Source organism: Pantoea sp. EKM20T (genome assembly GCF_011800485.1).
Taxonomy (GTDB): Bacteria; Pseudomonadota; Gammaproteobacteria; order Enterobacterales; family Enterobacteriaceae; genus Pantoea; species Pantoea agglomerans.
Map to the genome: position 1 here is coordinate 1 of NZ_JAALFW010000012.1, position 25488 is coordinate 25488.

The 25488-nt window shown below is 54.6% G+C and carries 24 protein-coding genes; 8 read left to right on the top strand and 16 right to left on the bottom strand.

Going from position 1 to position 25488, the window contains the following annotated elements:
• Window positions 1–271 precede the first annotated feature (271 nt).
• A complete protein-coding gene (gene gmhB / locus HFD94_RS18230; RefSeq protein ID WP_111534821.1) occupies window positions 272–832 on the bottom strand; it encodes a D-glycero-beta-D-manno-heptose 1,7-bisphosphate 7-phosphatase in 561 nt (186 codons plus the stop codon).
• A 189-nt stretch (window positions 833–1021) separates the two neighbouring features.
• Between gmhB and metN the strand changes: the two genes are divergently transcribed.
• The 6 genes from metN (at window position 1022) to proS (ending at window position 6585) form a co-directional block, all read left to right on the top strand.
• The gene (metN, locus tag HFD94_RS18235) at window positions 1022–2053 is read left to right on the top strand and encodes a methionine ABC transporter ATP-binding protein MetN (protein WP_010254188.1); all 1032 of its coding nucleotides are present in this window, start codon (window positions 1022–1024) and stop codon (window positions 2051–2053) included.
• Entirely contained in the window at window positions 2046–2699 is a 654-nt protein-coding gene (locus HFD94_RS18240) for a methionine ABC transporter permease MetI (protein ID WP_003852613.1), read from the top strand. Before metN ends, HFD94_RS18240 begins: the two co-directional genes overlap by 8 nt.
• A gap of 34 nt (window positions 2700–2733) precedes the next feature.
• Window positions 2734–3549 (top strand): MetQ/NlpA family lipoprotein, encoded by an 816-nt coding sequence (locus HFD94_RS18245; RefSeq protein ID WP_010254184.1) that lies wholly within the window; start codon window positions 2734–2736, stop codon window positions 3547–3549.
• 128 nt (window positions 3550–3677) lie between these two features.
• Window positions 3678–4076: an Rcs stress response system protein RcsF gene (rcsF, locus tag HFD94_RS18250; RefSeq protein ID WP_010254182.1), complete on the top strand. Its 399-nt coding sequence runs from the start codon at window positions 3678–3680 to the stop codon at window positions 4074–4076.
• Window positions 4073–4777, top strand: coding sequence for a tRNA (N6-threonylcarbamoyladenosine(37)-N6)-methyltransferase TrmO (tsaA, locus tag HFD94_RS18255; RefSeq protein WP_010254180.1), 705 nt, complete (start codon window positions 4073–4075; stop codon window positions 4775–4777). The genes rcsF and tsaA overlap by 4 nt, the downstream gene beginning before the upstream one ends.
• 89 nt (window positions 4778–4866) lie before the next feature.
• Window positions 4867–6585, top strand: a complete 1719-nt coding sequence (gene proS / locus HFD94_RS18260) for a proline--tRNA ligase (protein WP_045140757.1) — start codon at window positions 4867–4869, stop codon at window positions 6583–6585.
• Window positions 6586–6817: 232 nt separating this feature from the next.
• On the opposite strand, the gene arfB is transcribed toward proS, so the two are convergent.
• On the bottom strand, window positions 6818–7228 hold the full coding sequence (gene arfB, locus HFD94_RS18265) for an alternative ribosome rescue aminoacyl-tRNA hydrolase ArfB (RefSeq protein WP_010254175.1): 411 nt from the start codon (window positions 7226–7228) through the stop codon (window positions 6818–6820).
• A 217-nt stretch (window positions 7229–7445) separates the two neighbouring features.
• On the opposite strand from arfB, the gene HFD94_RS18270 reads away from it, so the two are divergent.
• Window positions 7446–7646: a YaeP family protein gene (locus HFD94_RS18270; RefSeq protein WP_010254172.1), complete on the top strand. Its 201-nt coding sequence runs from the start codon at window positions 7446–7448 to the stop codon at window positions 7644–7646.
• Entirely contained in the window at window positions 7633–7893 is a 261-nt protein-coding gene (gene rof, locus HFD94_RS18275) for a Rho-binding antiterminator (RefSeq protein WP_010254167.1), read from the top strand. The genes HFD94_RS18270 and rof overlap by 14 nt, the downstream gene beginning before the upstream one ends.
• Window positions 7894–7933: 40 nt before the next feature.
• Here the strand turns inward: rof and HFD94_RS18280 are convergent, their stop codons facing one another.
• The 14 genes from HFD94_RS18280 to rseP all read right to left on the bottom strand — a co-directional run bounded on the left by HFD94_RS18280 (window position 7934) and on the right by rseP (window position 25488).
• A complete protein-coding gene (locus tag HFD94_RS18280) occupies window positions 7934–8242 on the bottom strand; it encodes a cytochrome c (RefSeq protein WP_167433362.1) in 309 nt (102 codons plus the stop codon).
• The gene (gene tilS / locus HFD94_RS18285) at window positions 8242–9561 is read right to left on the bottom strand and encodes a tRNA lysidine(34) synthetase TilS (RefSeq protein ID WP_167433363.1); all 1320 of its coding nucleotides are present in this window, start codon (window positions 9559–9561) and stop codon (window positions 8242–8244) included. Before tilS ends, HFD94_RS18280 begins: the two co-directional genes overlap by 1 nt.
• Before the next feature lie 52 nt (window positions 9562–9613).
• Entirely contained in the window at window positions 9614–10003 is a 390-nt protein-coding gene (locus HFD94_RS18290) for a VOC family protein (protein WP_010671867.1), read from the bottom strand.
• Between the two features lie 64 nt (window positions 10004–10067).
• Complete coding sequence (locus HFD94_RS18295) at window positions 10068–12218, bottom strand: lysine decarboxylase LdcC (RefSeq protein WP_033756642.1); 2151 nt, start codon at window positions 12216–12218, stop codon at window positions 10068–10070.
• Between the two features lie 169 nt (window positions 12219–12387).
• Window positions 12388–13344, bottom strand: a complete 957-nt coding sequence (accA, locus tag HFD94_RS18300) for an acetyl-CoA carboxylase carboxyl transferase subunit alpha (protein ID WP_010254150.1) — start codon at window positions 13342–13344, stop codon at window positions 12388–12390.
• A gap of 12 nt (window positions 13345–13356) precedes the next feature.
• Window positions 13357–16839: a DNA polymerase III subunit alpha gene (gene dnaE / locus HFD94_RS18305; protein ID WP_010671865.1), complete on the bottom strand. Its 3483-nt coding sequence runs from the start codon at window positions 16837–16839 to the stop codon at window positions 13357–13359.
• A 31-nt stretch (window positions 16840–16870) separates the two neighbouring features.
• Complete coding sequence (gene rnhB, locus HFD94_RS18310; RefSeq protein WP_022625455.1) at window positions 16871–17497, bottom strand: ribonuclease HII; 627 nt, start codon at window positions 17495–17497, stop codon at window positions 16871–16873.
• Window positions 17490–18638 (bottom strand): lipid-A-disaccharide synthase, encoded by a 1149-nt coding sequence (gene lpxB / locus HFD94_RS18315; RefSeq protein WP_010254138.1) that lies wholly within the window; start codon window positions 18636–18638, stop codon window positions 17490–17492. Before lpxB ends, rnhB begins: the two co-directional genes overlap by 8 nt.
• A 3-nt stretch (window positions 18639–18641) precedes the next feature.
• A complete protein-coding gene (gene lpxA / locus HFD94_RS18320) occupies window positions 18642–19430 on the bottom strand; it encodes an acyl-ACP--UDP-N-acetylglucosamine O-acyltransferase (RefSeq protein ID WP_010254134.1) in 789 nt (262 codons plus the stop codon).
• 3 nt (window positions 19431–19433) lie between these two features.
• Window positions 19434–19889 (bottom strand): 3-hydroxyacyl-ACP dehydratase FabZ, encoded by a 456-nt coding sequence (gene fabZ, locus HFD94_RS18325; protein ID WP_003852639.1) that lies wholly within the window; start codon window positions 19887–19889, stop codon window positions 19434–19436.
• 152 nt (window positions 19890–20041) lie between these two features.
• The gene (gene lpxD, locus HFD94_RS18330; RefSeq protein WP_010254128.1) at window positions 20042–21067 is read right to left on the bottom strand and encodes a UDP-3-O-(3-hydroxymyristoyl)glucosamine N-acyltransferase; all 1026 of its coding nucleotides are present in this window, start codon (window positions 21065–21067) and stop codon (window positions 20042–20044) included.
• Window positions 21068–21070: 3 nt separating this feature from the next.
• Window positions 21071–21568, bottom strand: coding sequence for a molecular chaperone Skp (gene skp, locus HFD94_RS18335; RefSeq protein WP_010254125.1), 498 nt, complete (start codon window positions 21566–21568; stop codon window positions 21071–21073).
• Between the two features lie 110 nt (window positions 21569–21678).
• The gene (bamA, locus tag HFD94_RS18340) at window positions 21679–24090 is read right to left on the bottom strand and encodes an outer membrane protein assembly factor BamA (RefSeq protein WP_167433364.1); all 2412 of its coding nucleotides are present in this window, start codon (window positions 24088–24090) and stop codon (window positions 21679–21681) included.
• Window positions 24091–24141: 51 nt separating this feature from the next.
• Window positions 24142–25488, bottom strand: a complete 1347-nt coding sequence (rseP, locus tag HFD94_RS18345) for a sigma E protease regulator RseP (RefSeq protein WP_010671861.1) — start codon at window positions 25486–25488, stop codon at window positions 24142–24144.

Below are 25488 nucleotides of genomic sequence, written 5' to 3' on the forward strand. Positions count from 1 at the left end.
ACAGATTGTCTGATAAATTGTTAAAGAGCAGTGCGAACAGTGCGTTAGCGTCCTGTCGCGAGGTGGCGTATATTACGTTTTCCTCCTGCAGAGTCAACTTCTTTCTCAGAAGTTTTTCTCCGGCGGCGCAGTCTCCTGTGCCTCCTGACCCGTTTTCCGTTTCCGGTTTGCCGTGTCAGTGGAGGCGCATTATAGGGAACGGCTCAGATAGCGCAAGTGCAAATTGAGACTTTTTTTCTGTTCGTCTGAAATTTGCACAAAAGCGGCGTTTTTACCCCTTTTTAATGCGCGCCGGGAGCTCTGCCAGGCTATTAATCACCCAATCTGCTGCTGTTTCACCTTCAGCGGTGACCGGTTTGCCGCTGCGCACCAGTACTTTCATGCCGACACCGGCAGCCTGCCCTGCCAGCATATCTTCCAGCTTGTCACCCACCATATAAGAAGCAGCCATATCAATATTCAGTTCTTCCTGTGCCGTCAGCAGCATACCCGGCTGAGGCTTGCGGCAGTCACAGGCCTGACGGAACTCTGCTACTGTTGCTTCAGGATGGTGAGGACAGAAATAGATGCCATCCAGATCAACATCACGATCGGCCAGCGACCAGTCCATCCATTCTGTCAGCCGCATAAAGGTATCTTCAGTAAACATACCGCGCGCGATGCCAGACTGATTGGTCACAACCACCAGCGCAAAACCCATTGCCTTCAGTTGTTGCAGCGCTTCAATCGTGCCGTCAATAAACTGGAAGTCATCGATCTCATGGACATAGCCATTGTCGACATTAAGGGTGCCATCACGATCAAGAAAAATAGCGGGGACTTTATTCGCCACGTAGAAACTCCTGCTGTAAAAATTGCCGATCAGTATCGCATGATTGCTATAAAAGGGAGAATGTCAGATTGAATCACTTCCATTGATTTAGACGTCTGGATGCCTTAACATCCATCCAGCTTTTATACCGAATAAAAGCGACGAGGCTTCCCACACCACGGACAACGCAACACGATAATAAATAACATAATGATTAAACTAGAAAATATCACCAAGGTGTTTCAGCAAGGCACGCGGTCTGTTCCGGCGTTAACGGATGTCAGCCTGCACGTGCCTGCCGGACAGATTTATGGCGTTATCGGTGCTTCCGGTGCCGGTAAAAGTACGTTGATTCGTTGCGTTAACCTGCTGGAGCGCCCTACTTCGGGCCGCGTACTGGTAGACGGTGCTGATTTAACCGCACTCAACGAACGTCAGTTAACCCAGGCGCGCCGCCAGATCGGCATGATCTTCCAGCACTTTAATCTGATGAACTCCCGTACCGTCGCGGGTAACGTCTCTCTTCCACTGGAACTCGGTAATCTCTCCCGCGCTCAGATCACGGCTCGCGTAACTGAGCTGCTGGAACTGGTGGGATTATCAGACAAGCATGATGCCTGGCCCGCCAATCTGTCGGGCGGACAGAAGCAGCGTGTCGCGATTGCCCGCGCCCTGGCCAGCAATCCCAAGGTTCTGCTCTGTGATGAAGCCACCAGCGCACTGGATCCCGCGACGACCCGCTCTATTCTGGAATTGCTTAAAGACATTAACCGCCGGCTTGGGCTGACGATTCTGCTGATCACCCATGAAATGGATGTAGTGAAACGCATCTGCGATCAGGTTGCGGTCATCAGTCACGGTGAGCTGATTGAGAAAGATAGCGTCAGTGAGGTCTTCTCTCATCCTAAGACACCGCTGGCGCAGCAGTTTATTCAGTCTACGCTGCATCTGGATATTCCGGATGATTACCAGCAGCGTCTTTCTGCCACCGCCGCTGAAGGCACCGTGCCTCTGCTGCGGCTGGAATTCACCGGTAAATCGGTTGATGCGCCGCTGCTGTCTGAAGCTGCCCGCCGTTACAACGTGAATAACAACATTATCAGTGCCCAGATGGATTACGCCGGTGGCGTGAAGTTCGGCATCATGCTGGCCGAAATGCACGGCACAGAAAGCGATACCCGCGAGGCGATAGCCTGGCTGAAGGAGAATCATGTGAAAGTAGAGGTGTTAGGTTATGTCTGAAGCGATGATGTGGTTGCTGGGACGGGGCGTGTGGGAAACGCTGATGATGACCTTCGTCTCGGGCTTTTTCGGTTTTGTGCTGGGTCTGCCGGTCGGCGTTTTACTCTATGTCACCCGTCCGGGCCAGATTCTGCAGAATCAGGGACTTTATCGCGTGCTCTCCGCGCTGGTGAATATCTTCCGCTCCATTCCTTTCATTATCTTACTGGTCTGGATGATTCCTTTTACTCGCGTAATCGTCGGCACCTCAATCGGACTGCAGGCGGCCATCGTGCCGTTGACCGTTGGCGCGGCACCGTTTATCGCACGTATGGTTGAAAATGCCTTGCTGGAACTGCCAACCGGACTGATTGAAGCGTCACGAGCTATGGGCGCCACGCCAATGCAGATCATCCGTAAGGTTCTGCTGCCGGAAGCGATGCCTGGCCTGGTGAATGCTGCGACCATCACCCTGATTACCCTGGTTGGTTACTCCGCCATGGGTGGCGCGGTGGGTGCCGGTGGTCTGGGCCAGATCGGTTATCAGTATGGTTATATCGGATATAACGCCACTGTGATGAATACGGTATTGGTGTTGTTAGTGGTTTTGGTGTATCTCATTCAATTCTGTGGCGACCGCATCGTGCATGCGGTGTCCCATAAATAAGCCAGCAATATCACATTATTAAGAAGGAAAGGATATGTCTTTCAGATTCAAGAAAATTGCCGCTGTGGGTGCACTGATTGGCGCGATTGCGCTGGCAGGATGCGATCAAAAAGAGAAAGACCCTAACCACATCAAAGTGGGTGTGATTGTCGGTGCTGAGCAGCAGGTTGCTGAAGCAGCGCAGAAAGTTGCCAAAGAGAAATATGGTCTGGACGTTGAGCTGGTCACCTTCAACGATTACGTACTGCCGAATGAAGCGCTGAGCAAAGGCGATATCGACGTCAACGCTTTCCAGCACAAACCGTATCTGGATCAGCAAATCAAAGATCGTGGCTACAAGCTGGTTTCAGTGGGTAACTCCTTCGTCTACCCAATCGCGGGCTATTCGAAAAAGATTAAGTCACTGGATGAGCTGCAGGATGGCGCTCAGGTTGCCATTCCAAACGACCCGACCAACCTGGGCCGTACGCTGCTGCTGCTGCAGAAAGTGGGTCTGATCAAGCTGAAAGATGGCGTGGGCCTGCTGCCAACCTCGCTGGATATCACTGAAAACCCTAAGCATCTGAAAATCGTTGAGCTGGAAGCACCGCAGCTGCCACGCTCACTGGACGATCAGCAGATCGCGCTGGCGGTTATCAACACTACCTACGCCAGCCAGATTGGCCTGACACCAGCCAAAGATGGTATTTTCGTCGAAGATAAAGATTCACCGTACGTGAACCTGATTGTGGCGCGCGAAGATAATAAAGATGCGGAAAACGTGAAGAAATTTGTCAAGGCTTACCAGTCTGACGAAGTCTACGATGCCGCTAACAAAGTCTTTAACGGCGGCGCGGTTAAAGGCTGGTAATTCAGCTGTTCATCTCCTTAAGGGCGGCGCTATGCCGCCCTTTCTGTTATTGGGTGCCCTGCCCGACTTGTTATTTATTCTTGTCCTTGTTTCAATAACGCCACTTTTTGAAACCTGAGGATGTTGCCATGCGTTTTTTACCGCTCTGCTTGTTAGCATTGATGCTGACAGGGTGTGTTCATGAGTATCACCCGATAAGCAGCGCACCGTCCCGGCCGCAGCAATCCAGTGAACCCACCCGCAAGCCTGTGTCACGACCGGCACCGGTTAAGCTCTATACCGATGCCGCCGATCTGGTCAGCAAGCCGTTCCGCGATCTGGGTGAAGTCTCCGCTGAAGATTGCCAGATGAGTAATCAGAACTCCCCAGCCAACATCGCTACTGCACGTAAACGCCTGCAGATCAAAGCGTCACAGATGAAAGCCAATGCGGTGCTGCTGCATCAGTGTGAAATCGTCACCGGCACGCCAGGCTGCTATCGTCAGGCGGTGTGTCAGGGTTCGGCACTGAAAGTCAGCAATCAATGAGTGAATTCGCCTTTGCGCAAATTGGGGTAATCCGCTCACCATGGAAGGAGAAGTTTGCCGTGCCGCGCCAGCCAGGGCTGGTGCAGGATGGCGGCGGCGAACTGCACCTGCAGCCACCTTACAATCAGCCGGAAGCGGTGCGTGGACTGGAAGCGTTCAGCCACCTCTGGCTGCTGTTTGTCTTCCATCAGACGATGGAGGGCGGCTGGCGTCCCACGGTTCGCCCTCCCCGGCTGGGCGGCAATGCGCGCATGGGTGTATTTGCGACACGTTCAACGTTCCGTCCCAATCCCATTGGCATGTCGCTGGTTGAGCTAAAAGGTATCAGGATTGAAAAACAGCAGGTGATCCTGCAGCTTGGCAGTCTGGATCTGGTCGATGGCACCCCGGTGGTGGATATCAAACCTTATCTACCCTTTGCCGAAGCATTGCCGCATGCCCAGGCGGGTTTTGCTCAGGCGGCACCTGCGGCTGATATGCCGGTTCGCTTCTCCGCACTGGCACAACAGCAGCTTCACCAGCAGTCGCGCTACCCCAATCTGGCTCGCTTTATCAGTGAAGTGCTGGCACAGGATCCCCGTCCCGCTTACCGTCAGGGCGAAACGCAGGCGCGGGAATATGCGGCCTGGCTGATGGATTTTAATGTACGCTGGCGCATTGACGATGCCGGTACTGAAGTGATCGCTATCGACCCGCGTTAAAACCCGCTTTTGAGCCGGTGATCTCACTGGTACACTAGCCGCCAGCAAAATTCTGTCTGTGACTTTCCGATCAACTGGAACCGTAATCAATGCGTACTACTCAATATCTGCTCTCTACTCAGAAAGAGACGCCTTCCGACGCTGAAGTGATCAGCCACCAGCTGATGCTGCGCGCCGGTATGATCCGCAAACTGGCTTCTGGCTTGTACACCTGGTTACCGACCGGGGTTCGCGTGCTGAAAAAAGTCGAAAACATCGTGCGCGAAGAGATGAACAACGCGGGCGCGGTTGAGATTTTAATGCCGGTTGTGCAGCCCGCCGACCTGTGGCAGGAGAGCGGTCGCTGGGAGGAGTATGGCCCGGAACTGTTACGTATTGCAGATCGCCACGAGCGTCCGTTCGTGCTGGGTCCGACGCATGAAGAGGTGGTCACTGACCTGATCCGCAATGAGCTGAGCTCTTATAAGCAACTGCCGCTCAACCTCTATCAGATCCAGACCAAATTCCGTGATGAAGTCCGTCCGCGCTTTGGCGTGATGCGTTCACGTGAATTCATCATGAAAGATGCTTACTCGTTCCACGTTTCGCAGGAGTCGCTGCAGGAAACGTATGACGCGATGTACCGCGCCTATAGCCAGATCTTCAGCCGTATGGGTCTGGATTTCCGCGCCGTGCAGGCCGACACCGGCTCGATTGGCGGCAGCGCCTCCCATGAGTTCCAGGTTCTGGCGCAGAGCGGTGAAGATGATGTGATCTTCTCTACCGATTCTGATTACGCGGCCAACATTGAGCTGGCCGAAGCCGTCGCACCCGCTGGTGAGCGCGCAGCGCCGTCGCAGGAGATGCAACTGGTCGAGACGCCAGACGCAAAAACCATCGCGGAGCTGGTTGAGCAATTCAATGTGCCTGTTGAAAAAACAGTGAAAACGCTGATTGTTAAAGGTGCCGAAGAGAGCGGCCACGCGCTGGTTGCCCTGCTGGTACGCGGCGATCATCAGCTTAATGAGATCAAAGCGGAGAAGTCAGAGATCGTTGCGTCACCGCTGGTGTTCGCGACCGAAGAAGAGATTCGCGCCGCAGTGGGTGCCGGACCGGGTTCAATCGGCCCGGTTGGTCTGCAGATGCCTGTGATTGCTGACCGTACCGTGGCGAAGATGAGCGACTTCAGCGCCGGCGCCAACGTCGATGGTAAGCACTACTTCGGCATTAACTGGGAGCGCGATCTGCCGCTGGCCAGCGTTGCGGATATCCGTAACGTGGTCGAAGGCGATTTAAGCCCGGATGGTAAAGGTACGCTGCAGATTAAGCGCGGCATCGAAGTCGGTCATATTTTCCAGCTCGGCACCAAGTATTCTGACGCGCTGAAAGCGTCTGTTCAGGGCGAAGATGGCCGCAATCAGGTGATGAGCATGGGCTGCTACGGCATCGGCATCACCCGCGTTGTTGCGGCAGCCATTGAGCAGAACCATGACGACCGCGGCATTATCTGGCCAGCCGCACTGGCACCTTTCGAGGTTGCGATTCTGCCAATGAATATGCAGAAATCGTTCCGGGTTAAAGAGCTGGCGGAAGAGCTGTATGCCACCCTGCGTGCCAAAGGCGTTGAGGTTATTCTGGATGACCGTAAAGAGCGTCCGGGCGTGATGTTCGCTGATATGGAACTGATCGGCGTGCCACACACCATCGTCATTGGTGACCGCAATCTCGATAATCAGGAGATTGAGTACAAATCACGTCGTGCCGGTGAGAAGCAGATGATTAAGCAGGATGAAATTGTTGAATTCCTGCTGAGGGCTCTGAATAAGTAAGTTCTTAGCGTTAATCAAAGCGGGCTGAATCTGGCCGCAACAGATGAGCTCAACGCAAAGGGAACCGGGTCAGGAGAGGAAAGCGTCCCGCGCCAGGGACGGTGCGGGCCGAGCGGCCATGGATGGCTTTAGCGACTTTCCGATCTGACCCCGTTCCCTGAGCAGGCTCGATCTCTTCGCCGCTCGCCCCTGACGTTGTAAGTACTCAAACGCCCCGCCTGCGGGGCGTTTTTTATTGCACCTTGCCGCGCATCGATTTAGTTGAACTGCGGCGGGCTTTTCCTTCAAGACGGCGCTCTTTTGAGGCGCGGGTCGGCCGCGTGGCGCGCCGGGCTTTTTCCACGGTACTCAGCTCCTGGATCAGATTAACCAGACGTTGCAGCGCTGCTTCACGATTCATCTCCTGACTGCGATACTCCTGCGCCTTGATCACCACAACGCCATCACCGGTAATCAAATGATGAGTGGCGGTGAGCAGCCGCTCTTTATAAAACGCGGGCAGTGAAGAGGCAGCGATATCGAAGCGCAGATGAATGGCGGTGCTGGCTTTATTGACATGTTGTCCGCCTGCGCCCTGAGCACGAATCGCCGTCAGCTCAATCTCACTCTCCGGAATCTCAACCGAACGGGATAGCATAATCATAAGCTCGCTCCCCACACCTTAACCACGTTGACCTCCGATAACCTGTTCATCAAATTAACCTTTTGTGCTCTGATTTATTCCGCCTAAGACAGCGGAATCTGTCACTTTAGCAGTGATTCGCGCACTGTTCCTGCTTTACGCAGGCTGATTTCCTCTAAATGGCTATGATATAGTCGCCAGTTAACCAGAGTATTTACGCTCTGCCGAGGAGGGCCACGTGCAAAATTATTGTGAGTTAGTTCGCCGGAAGTATGCCGAAATCGGCAGCGGGGATTTAGGTTACATACCGGATGCGATTGGCTGCGCATTGAAGGCACTTAATGATGTTGCCGCAAATACTGAGCTAAACTCTTCTGTCAGGGAACAGGCGGCCTACGCCGCTGCTAACTTATTGGTGAGCGACTATGTTGATAAATGAAGCGTACCAACCTATCAATTGCGATGATTACGATAATCTGGAACTCGCCTGCCAGAACAACTGGATGCTGTCGCTGGAAATGAAAGATGGCGAGCAGCTTAAGGCAAAAGCCAAAGAGATCTTTTCACGTAAGAACGTTGAATATCTGGCTATCGATCTTTCCGGTGAACATCGCGAATTACGTCTCGACCATATCGCCAGCTTCACCCATCCCGAGTTGGGTACGGTGGTTGTCAGCGCAGAGTAACCTACGCATTCAGGGCGGGACCTTTCCGCCCTGTTAAACTTCAGGGCTGCAACGAACTGTAGTACGCCGCTAAATCCGCCATATCGCTGTCACTCAATCCCGCCACAAACGCCTTCATGACTTCAGCCTGCCCGCCACTGCGTTCGCCCTTTTTATAGGCCTGCAGCGCATGTTCCAGATAAGGTGCGTGCTGCCCGGCCAGGTCAGGATAGAGCGGCACCGCCGCTTTTCCTGCTGCGCCATGACAGGTCATGCAACTGCCCGCTTTCTGTGCGCCGCGCTGCGCATCACCCGCTGCCCATGCCGGTAACACGGTGACCGCTAAACAGGCGATAAGCCACTGTTTCATTATTGTTGTTCTCCTGTGCCGGATGCCCCGTCCCAGACTATCTGCCAGCCCTGCTGATCAGGGGCCGCGCCATCACGGGTGACAAAGAGAGTCGGAACGCAGACCAGCGTCTGGTTATAAAAAATTAACGGCAGCCGTTCACGCTGCCACGGCGGTATCTGCAACTCCTGCCACAGTTTTTTCATTTCCCTTCCGCCACGACGGCCCACCAGATGGACATGACCCTGTGCGTGAAACCGCACGCTGACCTGCTCATCCGGCTCAGGATAGCGCAACAGGCTCTCTGACTGGCTGGCACGCAGCGTGCCAAGGTTCTGCGGTAACGCCAGCGGCTGGCAGAGATCGGGCCATGCCAGCACGGTGTCGCGCAGTGAACTGAACAACGGCAGCCAGTAGAGCTGCTGACGGTAACGACGGAGTTCAGCCTGACCGAATCGCAGCCGGGGCTGCGCATCCTCCCGGCTCGCCATCACTTCGTCGTGGATGCGTTTCAGCGCTTCACGGGACGGCATCGCCCCACCCTGTCCGGCGATCCAGCGCCGCAATAAGGCATTAGCACGCAGCTCACTCATGGCCATTATGGGTGGAAAGTGCAGGCTGCCATCAGGCTGGATCAGCTCTGCCAGTTGCCCGGTGAGCAGTTCATCCAGCAACTGCTCCTGCTCACTGCATAACGCCGCACTGCGGGCCGCTGCCTCGGCAAAATGGGGCCAGCGCTGGTGAAGCTCAGGCAGCAGCCGCTGACGCAGAAAGTTGCGGTCGTAGCGAAGATCCTGATTGCTCTCATCTTCAATCCACGCCAGCTGATGCGCGTCGGCATAGGCTTCAAGCGACTGTCGCGTCTGATTCAGCAGCGGACGCACCAGCTGATGAGAACCCAGCGTGCGTGTCGCGGGCATCGCTGCCAGCCCGGCGGGACCACTGCCGCGCTTCAGCGCCAGCAGGAATGTTTCGCACTGATCGTCGAGGTGCTGCGCTGTGAGTAACACTTCGCCCGGCTGCAGTGCCGCACTCAGCGCCTGATAACGGGCAGTGCGGGCGGCTGCTTCAATGCCGTTTTCCCGGCCATCAACGTTAACGCGGAGCACTTCACAGGGCAGCTGCCACTGCGCGCAAATCGTCTGGCAATGGGTTGCCCAGCGATCGGCATTCGGGCTAAGCCCATGGTGAACATGCAGTGCCCGCAGGCGCAACTGAGGATGCTGCTGCTGCCAGCCGCGAAGCTGATGCAGCAGCACGGTTGAATCCAGTCCACCGCTGAATGCGACCACCAGGGCGGCATCAGGTTGCAAAAGGTTGTCAAAAGCGGGCAAAGACATGGCAGAATCCAGAAAATCGGGCCACTGAATGTCGCCCGCTGAGCGCGCTATTTTACGCCTGATAAAGCTCCAGCGGCAAACCATCCGGATCGGCAAAGAAAGTGCATTGTTTACCGGTCAGGTCATCAATGCGAATCGGTTCGCAGATAACGCCTTTATCGGCCAGCGTCGCGACGGCAGCGGCAACATCCGGCACGGTAAAGGCCAGATGACGCAGGCCACACGCTTCAGGATGACTGACCCGCGCCGGCGGCTCAGGAAAAGAGAACAGCTCAATGGTATAGCGATCCTGTAGGGCAAGGTCGCCTTTCCAGGAGTCCCGCGCTTCGCGGTAATATTCGCCCATCAGACGGAAACCCAGTACGTCACAATAGAATGCTTTGCTGCGCTGATAGTCAGAGGCGATGATGGCGATGTGGTGAATAGCGGTTAACTGCAACATGTTCAATTCCCTGATTCGGGCAGGCTGTCCGCAGACACCCTGCCGCTGATAGTCGTTTAAAGGTTTATGCGAGGTCGTTTTTCAGCACGCGGACGCGATACTCGCCCTCTTCGGTCAGGCTGGCGCCGTGAATATCCGTTTCGAAGCCCGGATAATGCCGTCCAATGCTGCACAGCATCAGCAGAAAATCGAGCACCGCGCGGCTCTTCTCAGTAATCATCTCGCCTGGCATCACCAGTGGAACGCCTGGCGGATAAGGCAGAATCATATTGGCCGACACCCGCCCGACCAGTTCGCTGAGATCCACCGTTTCGATGTTGCCCTTCACCTGCTGCTGAAACGCCTGATGCGGCGTCATCTTCATTTCGGGCAGGACATCAAATGCCTGCAGCATCAGACGCGGCAGATCGTGATGGCGGATCAGCTGATGGATCCCCTGCGCCAGTGTCTGGATGCGCATATTGCGATAGAAGTCAGGATCTTCGGCATAGAGATCCGGCAGCATGTTTTTCACCCGCAGATTGAGATCGTAGGCGCGTTTGAACTCGGTCAGACCGCGCAGCACGCTCATTGCTTTGGTTTTGTCGATGCCGATGCTGAACAGGAACAGCAGGTTATAGGGACCGGTTTTCTCCACCACGATGCCGCGCTCATCCAGAAACTTCGCCACCAGCGCCGCCGGGATCCCCTCTTCCGCCATCTTTCCCAGTTCGCTCATACCCGGCGTCAGAATGGTGACCTTGATCGGATCCAGGTACATATGATCGCGATCGGCCTGAGTAAATCCGTGCCACTCTTCGTCGCCGGGCTGGATCGGCCAGCATTGCGCTTCATCAACCTCTTCCGGCTGCCAGATATCAAAGAACCAGCTGTCAGACTCTTCGCGCAGGCGCTGGATCTCCCGACGGAAGTGCAGCGCGCGCTCCACCGAGCGATTGATCAGTCGTTTACCGGGATTGCCACGCAGCATGGCAGCAGCAGTTTCAATAGAGGAGACGATGGCGTAATTGGGTGAGGTGGTGGTGTGCATCATGTAGGCTTCGTTAAACGTCTGTTCGTCGTAGTCGCCCTTAATGTGAATCATTGATGCCTGCGAAAACGCCGCCAGCAGTTTGTGGGTCGATTGCGTCTCATACACCACTTTGCCCGGGATGCGGTCGCCACTCATGCCACTTTTACCGGCGTAGATCGGATGGAAATTGGTGTAAGGCACCCACGCTGAATCGAAATGAATCGACGGTACATCCAGTGTCTCTTTGATGTACTGGGTATTGTAGAGCAGCCCATCATAGGTGGAGTTGGTGATCACCGCATGAACCGGCCACGTGGCACGGTCGGTGGCAGCCACCTTGAGCGAAATACTCTCGCGGGTGAACTCCTGCTTCGGGATACCGCCGAGAATACCCAACGCATTGCGGGTCGGCTTCAGCCAGATGGGGATAAGATCGCTCATCATCAGCAGATGGGTCAGTGACTTGTGGCAGTTGCGATCGATCAGCACGGTGCTGCCCGCCGGTGCGGCATACATGCCGACAATTTTGTTCGACGTTGAGGTCCCGTTGGTCACCATGTAACTCTGCTCGGCACCAAAAGTGCGTGCAATGTACTCCTCCGCTTCAAGGTGCGGACCGGTGTGATCAAGCAGCGAACCCAGTTCGGTAACGGAAATTGAGATGTCCGATTTCAGGGTATTGGCCCCGAAGAAATCGTAGAACAGGCAGCCCACCGGGCTCTTCTGAAACGCGGTACCCGCCATATGGCCCGGCGTGCAGAAGGTGTACTTGCCCTCTTTCACATAGGTGAACAACGCTTTAGTCAGCGGCGGCGTAATGTGGTCGAGATAGTCATCGGTATATTGCCGGATATGCAGCGCGATATCGTCGGCGGCATTCAGCGCGTACTCAAAAAAGTGCAGCGGCATGCGCATCTCATTGACGCTGATATCCATCTGCGAGTGGGTGTTGATAAAGGCGTACAGCGGCAGGTATTCGTTGAGCTGATTAATCTCACCGCAGAGTTCCGGACTGTTGTGCGCGTCCCAGTCGAAGATGACGCCGCTGATACGCGGATTGTGCTCGATCAGTTTCAGCAGATCGTCACTGTTTTTCGGGTAAAGCAGCCTGAAGCCTTGCAGATTTAACGCCGCGTCGAGTTCGCGTAACGGTTCATCTTTATAAAACACGCCGTGCGCGCCCATGATCGCCAGAATATTCAATGCCCATCTCCCTGATTATTGTGGAACCGGACAAGCATAACCGCTAACCCGCGGAAGGTGTAGCAAGGCGGCTATCGGATGGCGCTGAAAGAGAGGGGAATAGCGTGCGGAGATAAACCGGCGGCATAAAAAAAGCGGACCGGAGTCCGCTTTTATTGATGGGGCTAAATCAGGCGTAGCCGTAGCTCATCAGGCGCTGATAACGACGATCCAGCAGCTCTTCAGTGCTAAATCCATCGAGATCGGCCAGATCGGCCAGCAGCTGCTGCTTCAGTGACTGCGCCATATCAACCGGACGGCGATGCGCGCCACCCAGCGGCTCAGGGATCACCGAGTCAATCAGCTTCAGCTCTTTCAGACGGTGAGCGGTAATGCCCATCGCTTCAGCGGCCAGCGGCGCTTTGTCAGCGCTTTTCCACAGAATAGATGCACAGCCTTCCGGCGAGATCACTGAATAGGTGCTGTACTGCAGCATATTCACTTTGTCGCCCACGCCAATCGCCAGCGCACCACCTGAACCACCCTCACCGATGACCGTACAGATCACCGGCACTTTCAGGCCAGACATTTCACGCAGGTTGCGGGCAATCGCTTCAGACTGCCCACGCTCTTCCGCGCCCACACCCGGATAGGCACCCGGTGTGTCGATGAAGGTGATGATTGGCATTTTGAAACGCTCAGCCATCTCCATCAGGCGCAGCGCTTTGCGATAGCCTTCCGGTGCTGGCATGCCGAAGTTACGGCGAATTTTCTCTTTGGTTTCACGGCCTTTCTGGTGCCCGATGATCATCACCGGACGTCCATCAAGACGTGCAATCCCGCCCACAATCGCTTTGTCATCGGCATAAGCACGGTCGCCCGCCAGCTCATCGAAATCGTCGAAGGCGTTGCGCACGTAGTCAAAGGTGTAAGGACGCAAAGGATGACGCGCCAGCTGAGCGATTTGCCATGCGCCCAAATCGGCGAAGATCTTACGGGTCAGCTCAACGCTTTTCTCACGCAGACGCTGAACTTCTTCATCCAGATTAACGTGTTTATCATCCTGACGACCAATTGAGGTCAGCGAATCGATCTTCGCTTCCAGTTCTGCAATTGGCTGTTCAAAATCCAGGTAATTAAGACTCATAATGTTCCTGTTCTAGTCAAACTCCAGTTCCACCTGCTCCGATCCAATCAACGAGCGCAGATCGTTAAGTAAACGATCGCTGGGCGAAATTCGCCACGCTGCACCAAAGCGCAGCTTCGCTCGCGCGTCGGCTCTCTGATAGTAGAGATGCACCGGAATAGTCCCTGATCGATGAGGTTCCAGAGACTGACGGAGTCGGTTTAATAGCTGGTCATCAATTTGCCTGTCCGTCAGCGAGATAGCAAGTCCGCGCGCGTATTTTTCGCGAGCTTCGTCGATGTCCATGACTTCACGAGCGGTCATTTTAAGGCCACCACTGAAGTCATCAAAGCTGACCTGTCCGCTGACGATCAGAATTCGGTCTTTCTCCAGCAACTGCTGGTATTTATCTAACGCATCGGTAAATAACATCACCTCAAGACGACCGGAGCGATCGTCCAGAGTACAGATACCAATTCGGTTGCCGCGTTTGGTGACCATTACCCGTGCCGCGATCACCAGACCGGCCGCCACGGTAATTTTACCCCGATCGGTAGGATGCATATCTTTCAGCCGCACCCCGCCAACGTAACGCTCAATTTCTTTCAGGTACTGATTAATCGGGTGGCCGGTAAGGTAAAGCCCCAGCGTTTCCCGTTCGCCATCCAGCTGCACCTGCTCAGGCCACGGCGTGACGCTGGCGTACGATTTCTCAACCTGCTCCGGCTCTTCCGCCAGTACGCCAAACATATCAGCCTGGCCAATCGCTTCCGCTTTCGCGTGCTGATCGGCCGCTTTTAACGCGTCACTGAGTGAACTCATCAGCGCAGCGCGATGCGGTCCAAGGCGATCAAAGGCCCCGGACATGATCAATTTTTCCATTACCCGACGGTTGATCTTTTTGGTGTCGGTACGGGCGCAGAGATCAAACAACTCGCGGAAATAACCGCCTTCGTTACGGGCGTCGATGATCGCTTCGATCGGGCCTTCACCGACGCCTTTGATCGCGCCGATACCGTAAACGATCTCGCCCGCGTCATTAACATGGAACTGATAGAGACCGGAGTTGATATCAGGCGGCAGGACTTTCAGTCCCATCCGCCAGCACTCATCGACCAGGCCAACCACTTTCTCGGTGTTATCCATATCGGCGGTCATGACCGCAGCCATAAACTCAGCCGGATAGTGCGCCTTCAGCCACAACGTCTGGTAGGAGACGAGTGCGTAGGCCGCAGAGTGTGACTTGTTAAAGCCATAACCTGCAAATTTTTCTACCAGATCGAAGATCTTCATCGACAGTTCCCCGTCGATGCCCATACTTTCAGCACCGTCGCGGAATACAGAACGCTGTTTGGCCATCTCCTCGGGTTTCTTTTTACCCATGGCGCGACGCAGCATATCCGCACCGCCCAGCGTGTAACCGGAGAGAACCTGGGCGATCTGCATCACCTGTTCCTGATAGAGGATGATGCCGTAGGTCGGTTCCAGCACCGGTTTCAGGCTTTCATGCTGCCACTGAATGTCGGGATAGGAGATCGCTTCACGGCCATGCTTACGGTCAATGAAGTTATCCACCATGCCGGACTGCAGTGGGCCAGGACGGAACAGCGCCACCAGTGCGATCATATCTTCGAAGCAGTCGGGCTTCAGACGCTTAATCAGATCTTTCATGCCGCGCGATTCAAGCTGGAACACCGCAGTGGTTTCCGAGCGCTGCAGCATATCGAAGCTTTTCTTATCGTCCAGCGGGATAGAGGCGATATCGATCGGCTCCAGCCCCTGCTTTTCCCGGCGCGGGTTGATCATCTTCAGCGCCCAGTCGATGATGGTCAGCGTACGCAGACCCAGGAAGTCGAACTTCACCAGGCCGGCATATTCCACATCATTTTTATCGAACTGAGTTACCGGGAACTGCCCATGCTCATCACAATAGAGCGGCGCAAAATCGGTGATCTTCGTTGGCGCAATGACCACGCCGCCCGCATGTTTACCGGCGTTACGCGTGACCCCTTCCAGCTTGCGCGCCATGTCGATCAGCGCTTTAACCTCTTCGTCCGCGTCATACATGGCGGGAAGCTGCGGTTCAGCAATAAAAGCTTTTTCCAGCGTCATGCCGGGATCGGGCGGGATCAGTTTTGAAATGCGGTCAACGAAGCCGTAAGGATGTCCCAGCACGCGGCCCACATCGCGAATGACCGCTTTCGCCGCCATGGTGCCGAAGGTAATAATCTGGGAAACCGCTTCACGTCCGTACATATCTGCAACGTGTTCGATCACCTGATCGCGCTTCTCCATGCAGAAGTCGACGTCGAAATCGGGCATCGAGACGCGTTCCGGGTTCAGGAAGCGTTCGAACAGCAGGTCAAATTCCAGCGGATCGATATCGGTGATTTTCAGCGCATAGGCCACCAGCGAACCGGCACCGGAACCACGCCCCGGCCCGACCGGCACGCCGTTGTCCTTCGACCACTGGATGAACTCCATTACGATCAGGAAGTAGCCGGGGAAACCCATCTGGTTAATAACGTTGAGTTCAATCTCCAGACGTTCATCATATTCCGGGCGTTTCTCAAGGCGTTCGGCTTCGTCCGGGAACAGGAACTCGAGACGCTCTTCCAGACCCTCACGGGATTTCACCACCAGATAATCTTCGGTGGTCATATCACCGGTCGGGAACTGCGGCAGGAAGTATTCGCCCAGCCGGACCGTGACGTTACAACGCTTAGCAATCTCTACGCTGTTTTCCAGCGCTTCCGGGATGTCCGAGAAGAGCTCGCACATCTCCTCTTCGCTGCGCATATATTGCTGAGGACTGTAGTTACGCGGACGCTTGGGATCATCCAGCGTATAGCCGTCATGAATGGCAACGCGAATTTCGTGCGCATCGAAATCTTCTGCATTGATAAAGCAGACTTCATTGGTGGCAACCACCGGTATTCCCTCTGCAATCGCCAGTTCAACTGCCGCATGCAGATAGCTCTCTTCGTCCTGACGGCCGGTACGAATCAGCTCCAGGTAGTAGCGATCGGGGAAATGTTGCTGGTAAAACGACAGGCATTGCGAAACCAGGGCATTGTTGCCGCGCAGCAGGCTGCGACCCACATCGCCGCGCCGTCCGCCCGACAGCAGGATTAATCCTTCCTGCAATTCAATCAGCCAGTCGCGGTCGATGATCGGTCCGTCCACGCCATACCCACGCTGATAGGCACGGGAGATCAGCAGCGTCAGGTTCTGATATCCGGTATTACTGGACGCCAGCACGGTAAGCTGTGTCAGCTCATCCCCCATCAGCTCACTGGCAACGTTGAAATCGGCACCAATGACCGGCTTTATCCCTGCGCTATGTGCGCCACCGTAAAATTTCACCAGGCCACAGAGGTTAGTGAAGTCGGTAATCGCGATAGCCGGCATGCCAAGGGCAGCCGCCTTCTTGATTAACGGCCCGGTTTTCGCCAGGCCATCAACCATCGAATAGTCACTGTGGACACGCAGATGTATAAAACGGGGTTCAGCCATATCAGTTTCCGGTTAAAACAGCGTCAGGCTATTAAAGCGTAAGGGTCTGGCGTGCAGCCAGTACTTCAGCATCGAGCAGCGCATTGCGTACGGGCGCAAAACTGCGACGGTGGTGCGGCGTGACGCCATACTGCGTCAGTTTTTCCATATGCAGCGCCGTCGGATAACCTTTGTGCTGCGCAAAACCATACTGCGGAAACAGCAGATCGAGTTCGGTCATCTCCTGGTCACGCGACACTTTGGCGATGATCGATGCTGCACTGATTTCGGCAACCAGACTATCCCCTTTAACTACCGCCTGTGAAGGCATTGGCAGTGCCGGGCAACGATTACCATCAATCAGCACATAATCGGGCTGAATGCCAAGGCCAGCTACGGCGCGCTGCATCGCCAGCATAGTGGCATGCAGAATGTTGAGCTGATCGATCTCTTCAGGCTCTGCGCGTCCCAGACTCCATGCCAGCGCTTTCTCTTTGATTTCGTCATACAACGCGAGGCGGCGCTTTTCAGACAGTTTCTTCGAGTCGGCCAGGCCGGTAATCGGGTTTGCCGGATCGAGGATCACCGCGGCAGTAACGACCGCGCCAACCAGCGGACCGCGCCCCACTTCGTCCACACCGGCAATCAGTCTGGCGACAGGATAGATAAAATCAGGCATTCACCAGCTCCAGTACCGCATCCGCTGCCTGCTCATCGGCGTTCCAGCGGATCTGTTGATGTAATTCATGAAACGTCTGCAGGAGTGTTTCTCGCTCAGGCCCGGCATGCAGCAGCGGATCTAACGCTGCGGCCAGGGCTTCAGGCTGACACTCATCCTGCAGTAACTCTTTGACCAGCTCACGCCCTGCCAGCAGGTTTGGCAGCGAGACGTAAGGGGTTTTGACCAGCCGTTTCGCCAGCCAGAAGGTGGCCGGCTTCATGCGATAACCGACGACCATTGGGCATTTTGCCAGCATGCACTCCAGTGCGGCAGTGCCTGACGCCAGGAGTGCGGCATCGCTCGCAATCATCGCCTCACGTCCCTGACCATCAAGCAGATGCATCGGCAGTTCGGGGGCGGTTTCGGCTTTAATCTTCTCAAACTGTTCGCGGCGACGGGCGTTGACCAGCGGCACCACGATTTCCAGCGCCGGATAGTGACGACGCAGCAACTGAGCGGTTTTCAGAAAATCGGCGCTGAGCATTTCCACTTCCGCACCCCGGCTGCCGGGCAGCAAGGCCAGGCAGAGCGCATCATCGGCAATGCCCAGATGACGGCGTGCAGCCAGCTTATCGGGTTGCAGCGGCATGGCATCCGCCATGGTGTGACCGATAAAACGACAGGGAACGTTATAGCGATCGTAAAAAGCTTTTTCAAATGGCAGGAACGCCAGCACCAGGTCGGTGTTACGACCAATCTTAAAGACACGCTTTTGCCGCCATGCCCACACCGAGGGGCTGACATAGTGGATAGTGCGAATGCCAGTGCGTTTAAGATTGCCTTCCAGCGTGATATTGAAATCGGGCGCATCAATCCCGACAAAGACATCGGGTCGGAGTTCGGTAAAACGCCGGGTGAGATCGCGACGGATTGTCAGCAGGCGTCGCAGGCGACCGAGCACCTCGACAATGCCCATCACCGCCAGCTCTTCCATCTCATACCAGGCTTCACACCCTTCTGCCTGCATCAGGGGACCCGCCACGCCGACAAAGCGTGCATCCGGATGACGGGCTTTCAGGGCACGGATCAGACCTGCACCAAGAATATCGCCGGAGGTTTCTCCGGCGACCAGGGCAATCGTTAAGGGACGCGCTGACATGGATTAACGAATTAATCCACGGGTTGAACGGGTGAAGAAATCGTAGAAAGGTTGCACTTCGCTGTGCTGCTGTGCGATGGCTTCGATCTCCGGTTTCACTTCCTCCAGCGTTCTGCCGCTGCGATAGAGCAACTTATAGGCGTTGCGGATAGCGTGCAACGACTCTTTGCTGAAGCCGCGACGCTTGAGACCTTCGATATTGATCCCGAACGGCGTAGCGTGGTTGCCCTGCGCAATAACGTAAGGCGGCACATCCTGCGCCACGCCCGAACAGCCGCCAACCATCACGTGAGCACCGATGATGCACCACTGATGTACCGCTGTCATGCCGCCAATAATGGCGAAATCATCGACCGTCACGTGACCACCCAGGGTGGCGTTGTTGGCGAAGATACAGCGGTTGCCAATCACGCAGTCATGCGCGATGTGAGCATTAACCATCAGCAGATTATCGCTGCCCACTGTGGTGACCTGGCCACCCTGCGTGGTGCCGCGATGAATCGTCACGCTTTCACGGATACGGTTACGATCACCGATCTCAACCCGTGTTGGCTCACCGGCATATTTCAGATCCTGATTCACTTCGCCAATTGAGGCGAACTGATAAATCTGATTATCTTTACCGATGCGCGTGTGGCCGTTCACCACAACATGTGACTTCAGTACCGTTCCTTCACCGATCTCAACATTCGCACCAATAAAGCAAAACGGGCCAATGTGAACGCGGGCGCCAATAATAGCGCCCTCTTCGATGACAGAACTGGGATGGATAGTGGCTGTTGGATCAATCACGAATTATGCCTCCCGGCTGCGGGCACACATCATGGTCGCTTCACAAACGATTTTACCGTCGACAGTCGCCACGCCTTTAAAGCGGGTCAGACCACGGCGGGTTTTCTCGAAAGTGACTTCCATGATCATTTGGTCGCCAGGTACCACAGGGCGCTTGAAACGGGCACTGTCGATACCGGCAAAGTAGTAGAGTTCGCCTGGCTCCAGTTTACCTACGCTTTTAAACGCCAGAATACCGGTAGCCTGCGCCATCGCTTCCAGGATCAGAACGCCAGGAAAAATCGGTTTACCAGGGAAGTGCCCCTGGAAAAACGGTTCATTAACAGAAACGTTCTTCACTGCACGCAGGTATTTGTGCTCTTCAAATTCCAGCACGCGGTCTACCAGCAGAAACGGATAGCGGTGCGGCAGCAGCTCTAAAATCTCTTCAATTTTCAGAGTATGAGTTTCAGTAGTCAAAATACTCTTCCTGTCCTAAAAATCTGATGACATCAATAACACGGCCTGCACAGATCAAAATGATCTTCCGCAGGCCGCAAATAGGTTCTGTGGCGCCGGGCTTCCCTGCTTAACATTTTTATTATGAAAGCCGGTCAGTTTTGGGATGGCGGTTAGTCGTCTTTGCCGACCTTGCGCTCGATGGCTTTTAAGCGTTTGCTCATGTCATCGATGTTCATCACCAGCGCTGCAGTTTTGCGCCAGGTTTTGTTGGGTTGCAGCGGAATGCCTGATGAATAGACACCAGGCTCTGTGATAGGACGCATGACCATACCCATACCGGTCACCGTTACTTTGTCACAGATTTCCATATGGCCGTTAATGACGCTGGCACCGCCAATCATACAGTAACGCCCAATTTTCAAACTACCCGCCATGATCACACCGCCTGCAACCGCAGTATTGTCGCCAATAACTACGTTGTGAGCGATCTGGCACTGGTTGTCTATGATAACACCATTGCCGATCAGAGTGTTATCCAGCGCACCGCGATCGATAGTGGTGCAGGCACCTATTTCTACGCGATCGCCGATTATCACCGCGCCTAACTGCGGGATTTTCACCCAGTTACCACGATCGTTGGCATAGCCGAAACCATCAGAACCGATGACGGTACCTGACTGAATCAGGCAATCCTGACCGATTTCAATTTCGTGATAAACAGAGACGTTGGCCCAGAGACGGGTACCGCTGCCGATACGGGTTTTTTTGCCAACAAAACATCCTGCACCAATGACCACGTTATCGCCCAGCTCAACATCCGCTTCGATCACCGCATTGGCGCCAATCGCGACGTTGCTCCCGAGTCGGGCTGAGGGATCGATCACTGCACTGGGGGCAATATTTTGCGCTGGCTGTGGCGTGGTATCGAGTATTTGTGCCATACGCGCATAGGTCAGGTAGGGATCTTTCACCACCAGCGCTGCGGTATTGCACCACTCCAGATCCGCTTCCGTCAGCACCACGGCTGAGGCCTTAATCAGGGCGAGTTGCTCGCGGTAACGGCTGTTTGCAAGAAAAGTGATTTGGCCAGTTGTGGCGGATTGCATAGAAGCAATGCCGGAGATGACGATATCGCCATCTCCGTGCAATTCTGCATCCAACTGCTGGGCTAAATCAGCCAGTCGAATAGATGACATGAATTATTTAACCTGTTTCAGCACGTCAGCAGTGATGTCTTTTGCGTTTGACGCATAAGCCACCGCGTTAGCGTCGATCACGACGTCGTAACCATCGCTGTCAGCGACTTTCTTCACGGCATCCTGAATACGGCTCAGCAGCTTGTTACGCTCTTCCATCTGACGACGGCGATTATCCTGCTCAAAAGACTGGGCTTTTGTAGAGAAAGCTTCACGCTGAGACATGACATCTTTTTCCATACGGCTGCGTTCGCTCGCCTTCATGGTAGAACCGTCACGCTGCAGACGCTGCATTTTGGTTTGCAGATCGCGCTCCTGGCTCTGCAACTCAGTTGCACGGCCTTTGAACTCGTTTTCCAGCTGTTTAGCAACAGTCGCACGTTGCGGTAACTGTTGGAAAATGCTGGACACGTTTACCACTGCAATTTTGTCGGCAGCCTGAACACCAGCGGAGACCGCTAAAGCAAGACCCAGACCTGCGGCACACAACAACTTTTTCACTATAAACTCCTTACCATCAACGTTTGTGTCAGCGACACAGTGTTTGCCCCGGAACAGCAACAGGTGCTGTCCGGCAGCAATACTTCAGCTATGCATCCATGCTCAGAACATTACCAGGTTTTACCAATGTTAAACTGGAACTGCTCTGACTTGTCTCCATCGACTTTCTTCATCGGCTGGGCGTAAGAGAACACCAGCGGGCCGAGCGGTGACATCCACTGTAGCGCAACACCGCTGGATACACGGATATTGTTTGGATCGCTGTAGTCAGGAATGCCCGCCGCACGCGTTTCCGCAGTATTTTCCCAATGGGTATCCCACGCTGTACCGGCATCGACAAACACCGAGGTACGAACCGAGTTAGCATACTTCTCGCTCAGGAACGGCGTTGGCGTAATCAGCTCAAGGCTGGCAATCGCCATGGCGTTACCGCCCACCGCATCGTCAGACTTACAGACGCCATTTGGATTGGCGATTCGGCAGTTCGACGAGTTGTTATTTAAGTAGGCTGCTTTCGGTCCAATGGTGTTGGACTGGAAGCCGCGCACGGTGCTTGAACCACCGGCGTAGAAGTTCTCGTAGAACGGCATCTCTTTGCCGTCGAGACCATCGCCATAACCTACGCGACCACGGCCTAACAGCACCCAGGTACGATCCTGGTTAATCGGCACATACTGCTGAGTATCCAGCGTGGCCTTATAGAAGCTGTTATCCGAGCCCGGAATCGTCACCTTACCGTTCAGGTTGGTACGGTTACCGGACGTCGGGAAGAAGCCGCGGTCCAGGGTGTTATAAGTCCAGCCGTAGTTAAAGGTGAAGTCATCTGCTGAGAAATCACCTTCATCATTGAGCTGCTGCGGCTTGCCGACCGAGTCAAGATAACGCCACATCGCCACCTGAGGCTGCATGTTTGACAGGTCATTGTGGACATAGCCCAGACCGACACGCAGGGTGTTGTTTTCGTTAACCGGGAAGCCAAGCGTGCCATCCAGACCATAACTTTTGTTGGTATAGTCAGAAAGGTCCGCGTTATCTGCTTTAAAGTCGTTGTAGAACAGACGACCACCCAGACTGACACCATCAACGGTAAAGTAAGGGTCAGTCAGCGAGAATTCAGCATAGGTCTGGTAATCGTTCTTGGTGCCGCTGATGCCCACGGTATTACCGGTGCCCAGCCAGTTATCCTGCGTGACGCCGACCTGGAAGCTCACACCACTTTCGGTGCCGTAGCCGACGCCGAAGTTAAAGGTACCGGTGTTACGCTCTTTAACCTTGTAGACCACGTCAACCTGGTCCGGCGAACCTGGCACACGCTGAGTATCCACATCAACGGTTTCAAAGTAACCGGTACGGTTCAGACGCTCTTTACCCTGTTCAACCAGATCGCTGCCCAGCCACGCGCCTTCCATCTGACGCATTTCGCGACGTAACACGGAGTCTTTCGACGTGTCATTGCCTTCGAAACGGACGTTACGGACATAATAACGGTTACCCGCATCCACATTAATATGCAGTTTTACGGTTTTGTCGGCGTCGTTGATTTCTGGCTGTGTTGCCACGCGCGGATAAGCATAGCCGTAGCGGCCCAGCAGTTTCTTGATGTCATCTTCCATTTTCGTGACTTTGGCGCCGTTATAAAGCTCGCCCGCCGGAATCTTGGTCAGATGTTCAATTTCTGCTGAATGGCCCGCCATGCTGCCATTGACGATCACGCCTGCGATTTTGTACTGGTCACCTTCGGTGATGTTCACCGTGATGTAGATGCCTTTTTTATCAGGCGTCAGGCTGACCTGCGTTGAATCGATGTTAAAGCGTGCATAGCCACGATCCAGATAGAAGCTGCGCAGGGTTTCAAGGTCACCCGCCAGTTTCTGCTTCTGATATTTACGATCGCCGACCACGTTCCACCATGGCACTTCATCGCGCAGCTGGAAGCGGGAAATCAGCTCATCGGAGCTAAAGGCTTTATTACCGACGATGTTGATCTGCTGAATTTTTGCAGAGACACCTTCAGTAAAGACCAGCTTCAGATCCACACGGTTACGCGGCAGTGGCGTGACCACGGCTTTCACGTTGGCGGTATATTTACCTACGCTGTAGTAGAAATCCTCAAGTCCCTTCTCGATAGAGGAGATGGTGGTACGGTCCAGCGCTTCGCCGACACGGACACCTGAGGCTTCCAGATTTTGTTTGAGCTGATCCTCTTTCACCGCTTTGTTACCGGTGAAGGTAATGCTGGCAATGGTAGGACGTTCTTTGACCTGGACAATCAGCGTTGTACCGTCTCGCAGGACCTGAACATCCTCAAAGTTGCCAGTAGCGAACAGCGAGCGAATGGTATTTCTGACATCATCGTCATTCACCGTATCGCCAACCCGTACTGGCATGCTCAGCAGAGCCGCGCCGACGGCGACTCGCTGCAGCCCTTCGAAATGAATATCCTTCACTACGAAATCGTCTGCACCGTAAACGGTGGCGCTGCTAAACAGCAGCGACGCTATGAGCAACTTTTTCATCGCCATCGTTGTTATGCGTTTTCCTAACACATCCCTCGAATGTTCGCGTTCCAGCGGTTACAAACGTGAGAAATCATTGAAAAGTGCAAGCCCCATTAACAGCACCAGTAAAATTGAACCGATGCGATAACTAAAGTCCTGAACTCGCTCGGACACCGGTCCACCCTTGATCTTTTCGATCGCCAGGAAGAGCAAGTGCCCACCATCTAAAACCGGCAGAGGGAACAGGTTGATGATGCCCAGGTTGACGCTAATCAACGCCAGGAACATCAGGTAGTAAATCAACCCATACTCTGCTGACAACCCTGCACCCTGCGCAATCGAAATTGGCCCGCTCAGGTTGTTCAGCTTCACATCACCGGTTATTAACTTGCCCAGCATGGAGACGGTGAGCTTCATCAGTTGCCAGGTTTTTACACTAGCCTCACCGATAGCCGCAAACGCGCCATACTGTCTTACCGTCTTGTACTCTTCTGGCAGAGGAACAATGCGCGGAATGACACCCGCAAATCCCGCTTTACTGCCAGATTTCGCTTCTGGCGTCATCGTCAGCGCAATAGACTCACCGCCGCGATCCACCTCAAGCGCCATGCTTTTGCCGGGGTTATCCCGGACCTGCGTGACAAAAGTCTGCCACTGCGATAATGGCTGACCATCGACTTTAACGATCCTGTCGCCTGCTTGCAAACCGGCTTCACTGGCTGGCGAGTTCGCCTGCACTTCTGCCAGCGTGGTCTCAATCTGCGGACCGCGTGGCTGAATCCCTAACGCGACGACCGGATCCTGCTTATCAGGCTCAAACTGCCAGTTACGCAAATCCAGCTGTTTCTGCTGGGTTGCGTCCTCGCCAAATCGAGCCACTGTTAAGGTGGTGCTGCTGTCGCCGATTTTACCCACCAGCGCCATACGCACAGCATCCCAGTCAGGCGTTTCGATACCGTCAACAGCCTTAAGTTCCATGCCGGGCGTAATTTGAGCTTCCGCAGCCACCGAACCGTTTAAAATTTCACCGATTACCGGGCGCACGCCGGGCACGCCGTGAATAAACACAACCCAGTAGGCAAAGATGGCAAAGATGAAATTAGCGACAGGACCTGCCGCAATGATGGAGGCGCGTTGCCAGACGGCTTTGTTGTTAAAAGCCTGATGACGAAATTCGGCTGGCACGCTTTCAACGCGCTCGTCGAGCATTTTAACGTAGCCGCCGAGGGGAATCAGCGCGATGACAAATTCGGTGCCATGGCGGTCACGGCGCTGCCAGAGCGACTTACCAAAACCAATGGAAAAGCGCTCAACTTTGACGCCACAGCGACGAGCGACCCAGAAATGGCCAAACTCATGAACGGTAATTAATACGCCCAGCGCAACGATAAAGGCGACGAAACTCCAGAGTATGCTCAACAT

Excerpts from the sequence above, each read along its gene's own strand:
- metN (WP_010254188.1), top strand. The coding sequence starts at position 1,022 with ATGATTAAACTAGAAAATATCACCAAGGTGTTTCAGCAAGGCACGCGG.
- HFD94_RS18240 (WP_003852613.1), top strand. The coding sequence starts at position 2,046 with ATGTCTGAAGCGATGATGTGGTTGCTGGGACGGGGCGTGTGGGAAACG.
- HFD94_RS18245 (WP_010254184.1), top strand. The coding sequence starts at position 2,734 with ATGTCTTTCAGATTCAAGAAAATTGCCGCTGTGGGTGCACTGATTGGC.
- rcsF (WP_010254182.1), top strand. The coding sequence starts at position 3,678 with ATGCGTTTTTTACCGCTCTGCTTGTTAGCATTGATGCTGACAGGGTGT.
- tsaA (WP_010254180.1), top strand. The coding sequence starts at position 4,073 with ATGAGTGAATTCGCCTTTGCGCAAATTGGGGTAATCCGCTCACCATGG.
- proS (WP_045140757.1), top strand. The coding sequence starts at position 4,867 with ATGCGTACTACTCAATATCTGCTCTCTACTCAGAAAGAGACGCCTTCC.
- arfB (WP_010254175.1), bottom strand. The coding sequence starts at position 7,228 with ATGATTATGCTATCCCGTTCGGTTGAGATTCCGGAGAGTGAGATTGAG.
- rof (WP_010254167.1), top strand. The coding sequence starts at position 7,633 with ATGTTGATAAATGAAGCGTACCAACCTATCAATTGCGATGATTACGAT.
- HFD94_RS18280 (WP_167433362.1), bottom strand. The coding sequence starts at position 8,242 with ATGAAACAGTGGCTTATCGCCTGTTTAGCGGTCACCGTGTTACCGGCA.
- tilS (WP_167433363.1), bottom strand. The coding sequence starts at position 9,561 with ATGTCTTTGCCCGCTTTTGACAACCTTTTGCAACCTGATGCCGCCCTG.
- HFD94_RS18290 (WP_010671867.1), bottom strand. The coding sequence starts at position 10,003 with ATGTTGCAGTTAACCGCTATTCACCACATCGCCATCATCGCCTCTGAC.
- accA (WP_010254150.1), bottom strand. The coding sequence starts at position 13,344 with ATGAGTCTTAATTACCTGGATTTTGAACAGCCAATTGCAGAACTGGAA.
- dnaE (WP_010671865.1), bottom strand. The coding sequence starts at position 16,839 with ATGGCTGAACCCCGTTTTATACATCTGCGTGTCCACAGTGACTATTCG.
- rnhB (WP_022625455.1), bottom strand. The coding sequence starts at position 17,497 with ATGCCTGATTTTATCTATCCTGTCGCCAGACTGATTGCCGGTGTGGAC.
- lpxB (WP_010254138.1), bottom strand. The coding sequence starts at position 18,638 with ATGTCAGCGCGTCCCTTAACGATTGCCCTGGTCGCCGGAGAAACCTCC.
- lpxD (WP_010254128.1), bottom strand. The coding sequence starts at position 21,067 with ATGTCATCTATTCGACTGGCTGATTTAGCCCAGCAGTTGGATGCAGAA.
- bamA (WP_167433364.1), bottom strand. The coding sequence starts at position 24,090 with ATGGCGATGAAAAAGTTGCTCATAGCGTCGCTGCTGTTTAGCAGCGCC.
- rseP (WP_010671861.1), bottom strand. The coding sequence starts at position 25,488 with ATGTTGAGCATACTCTGGAGTTTCGTCGCCTTTATCGTTGCGCTGGGC.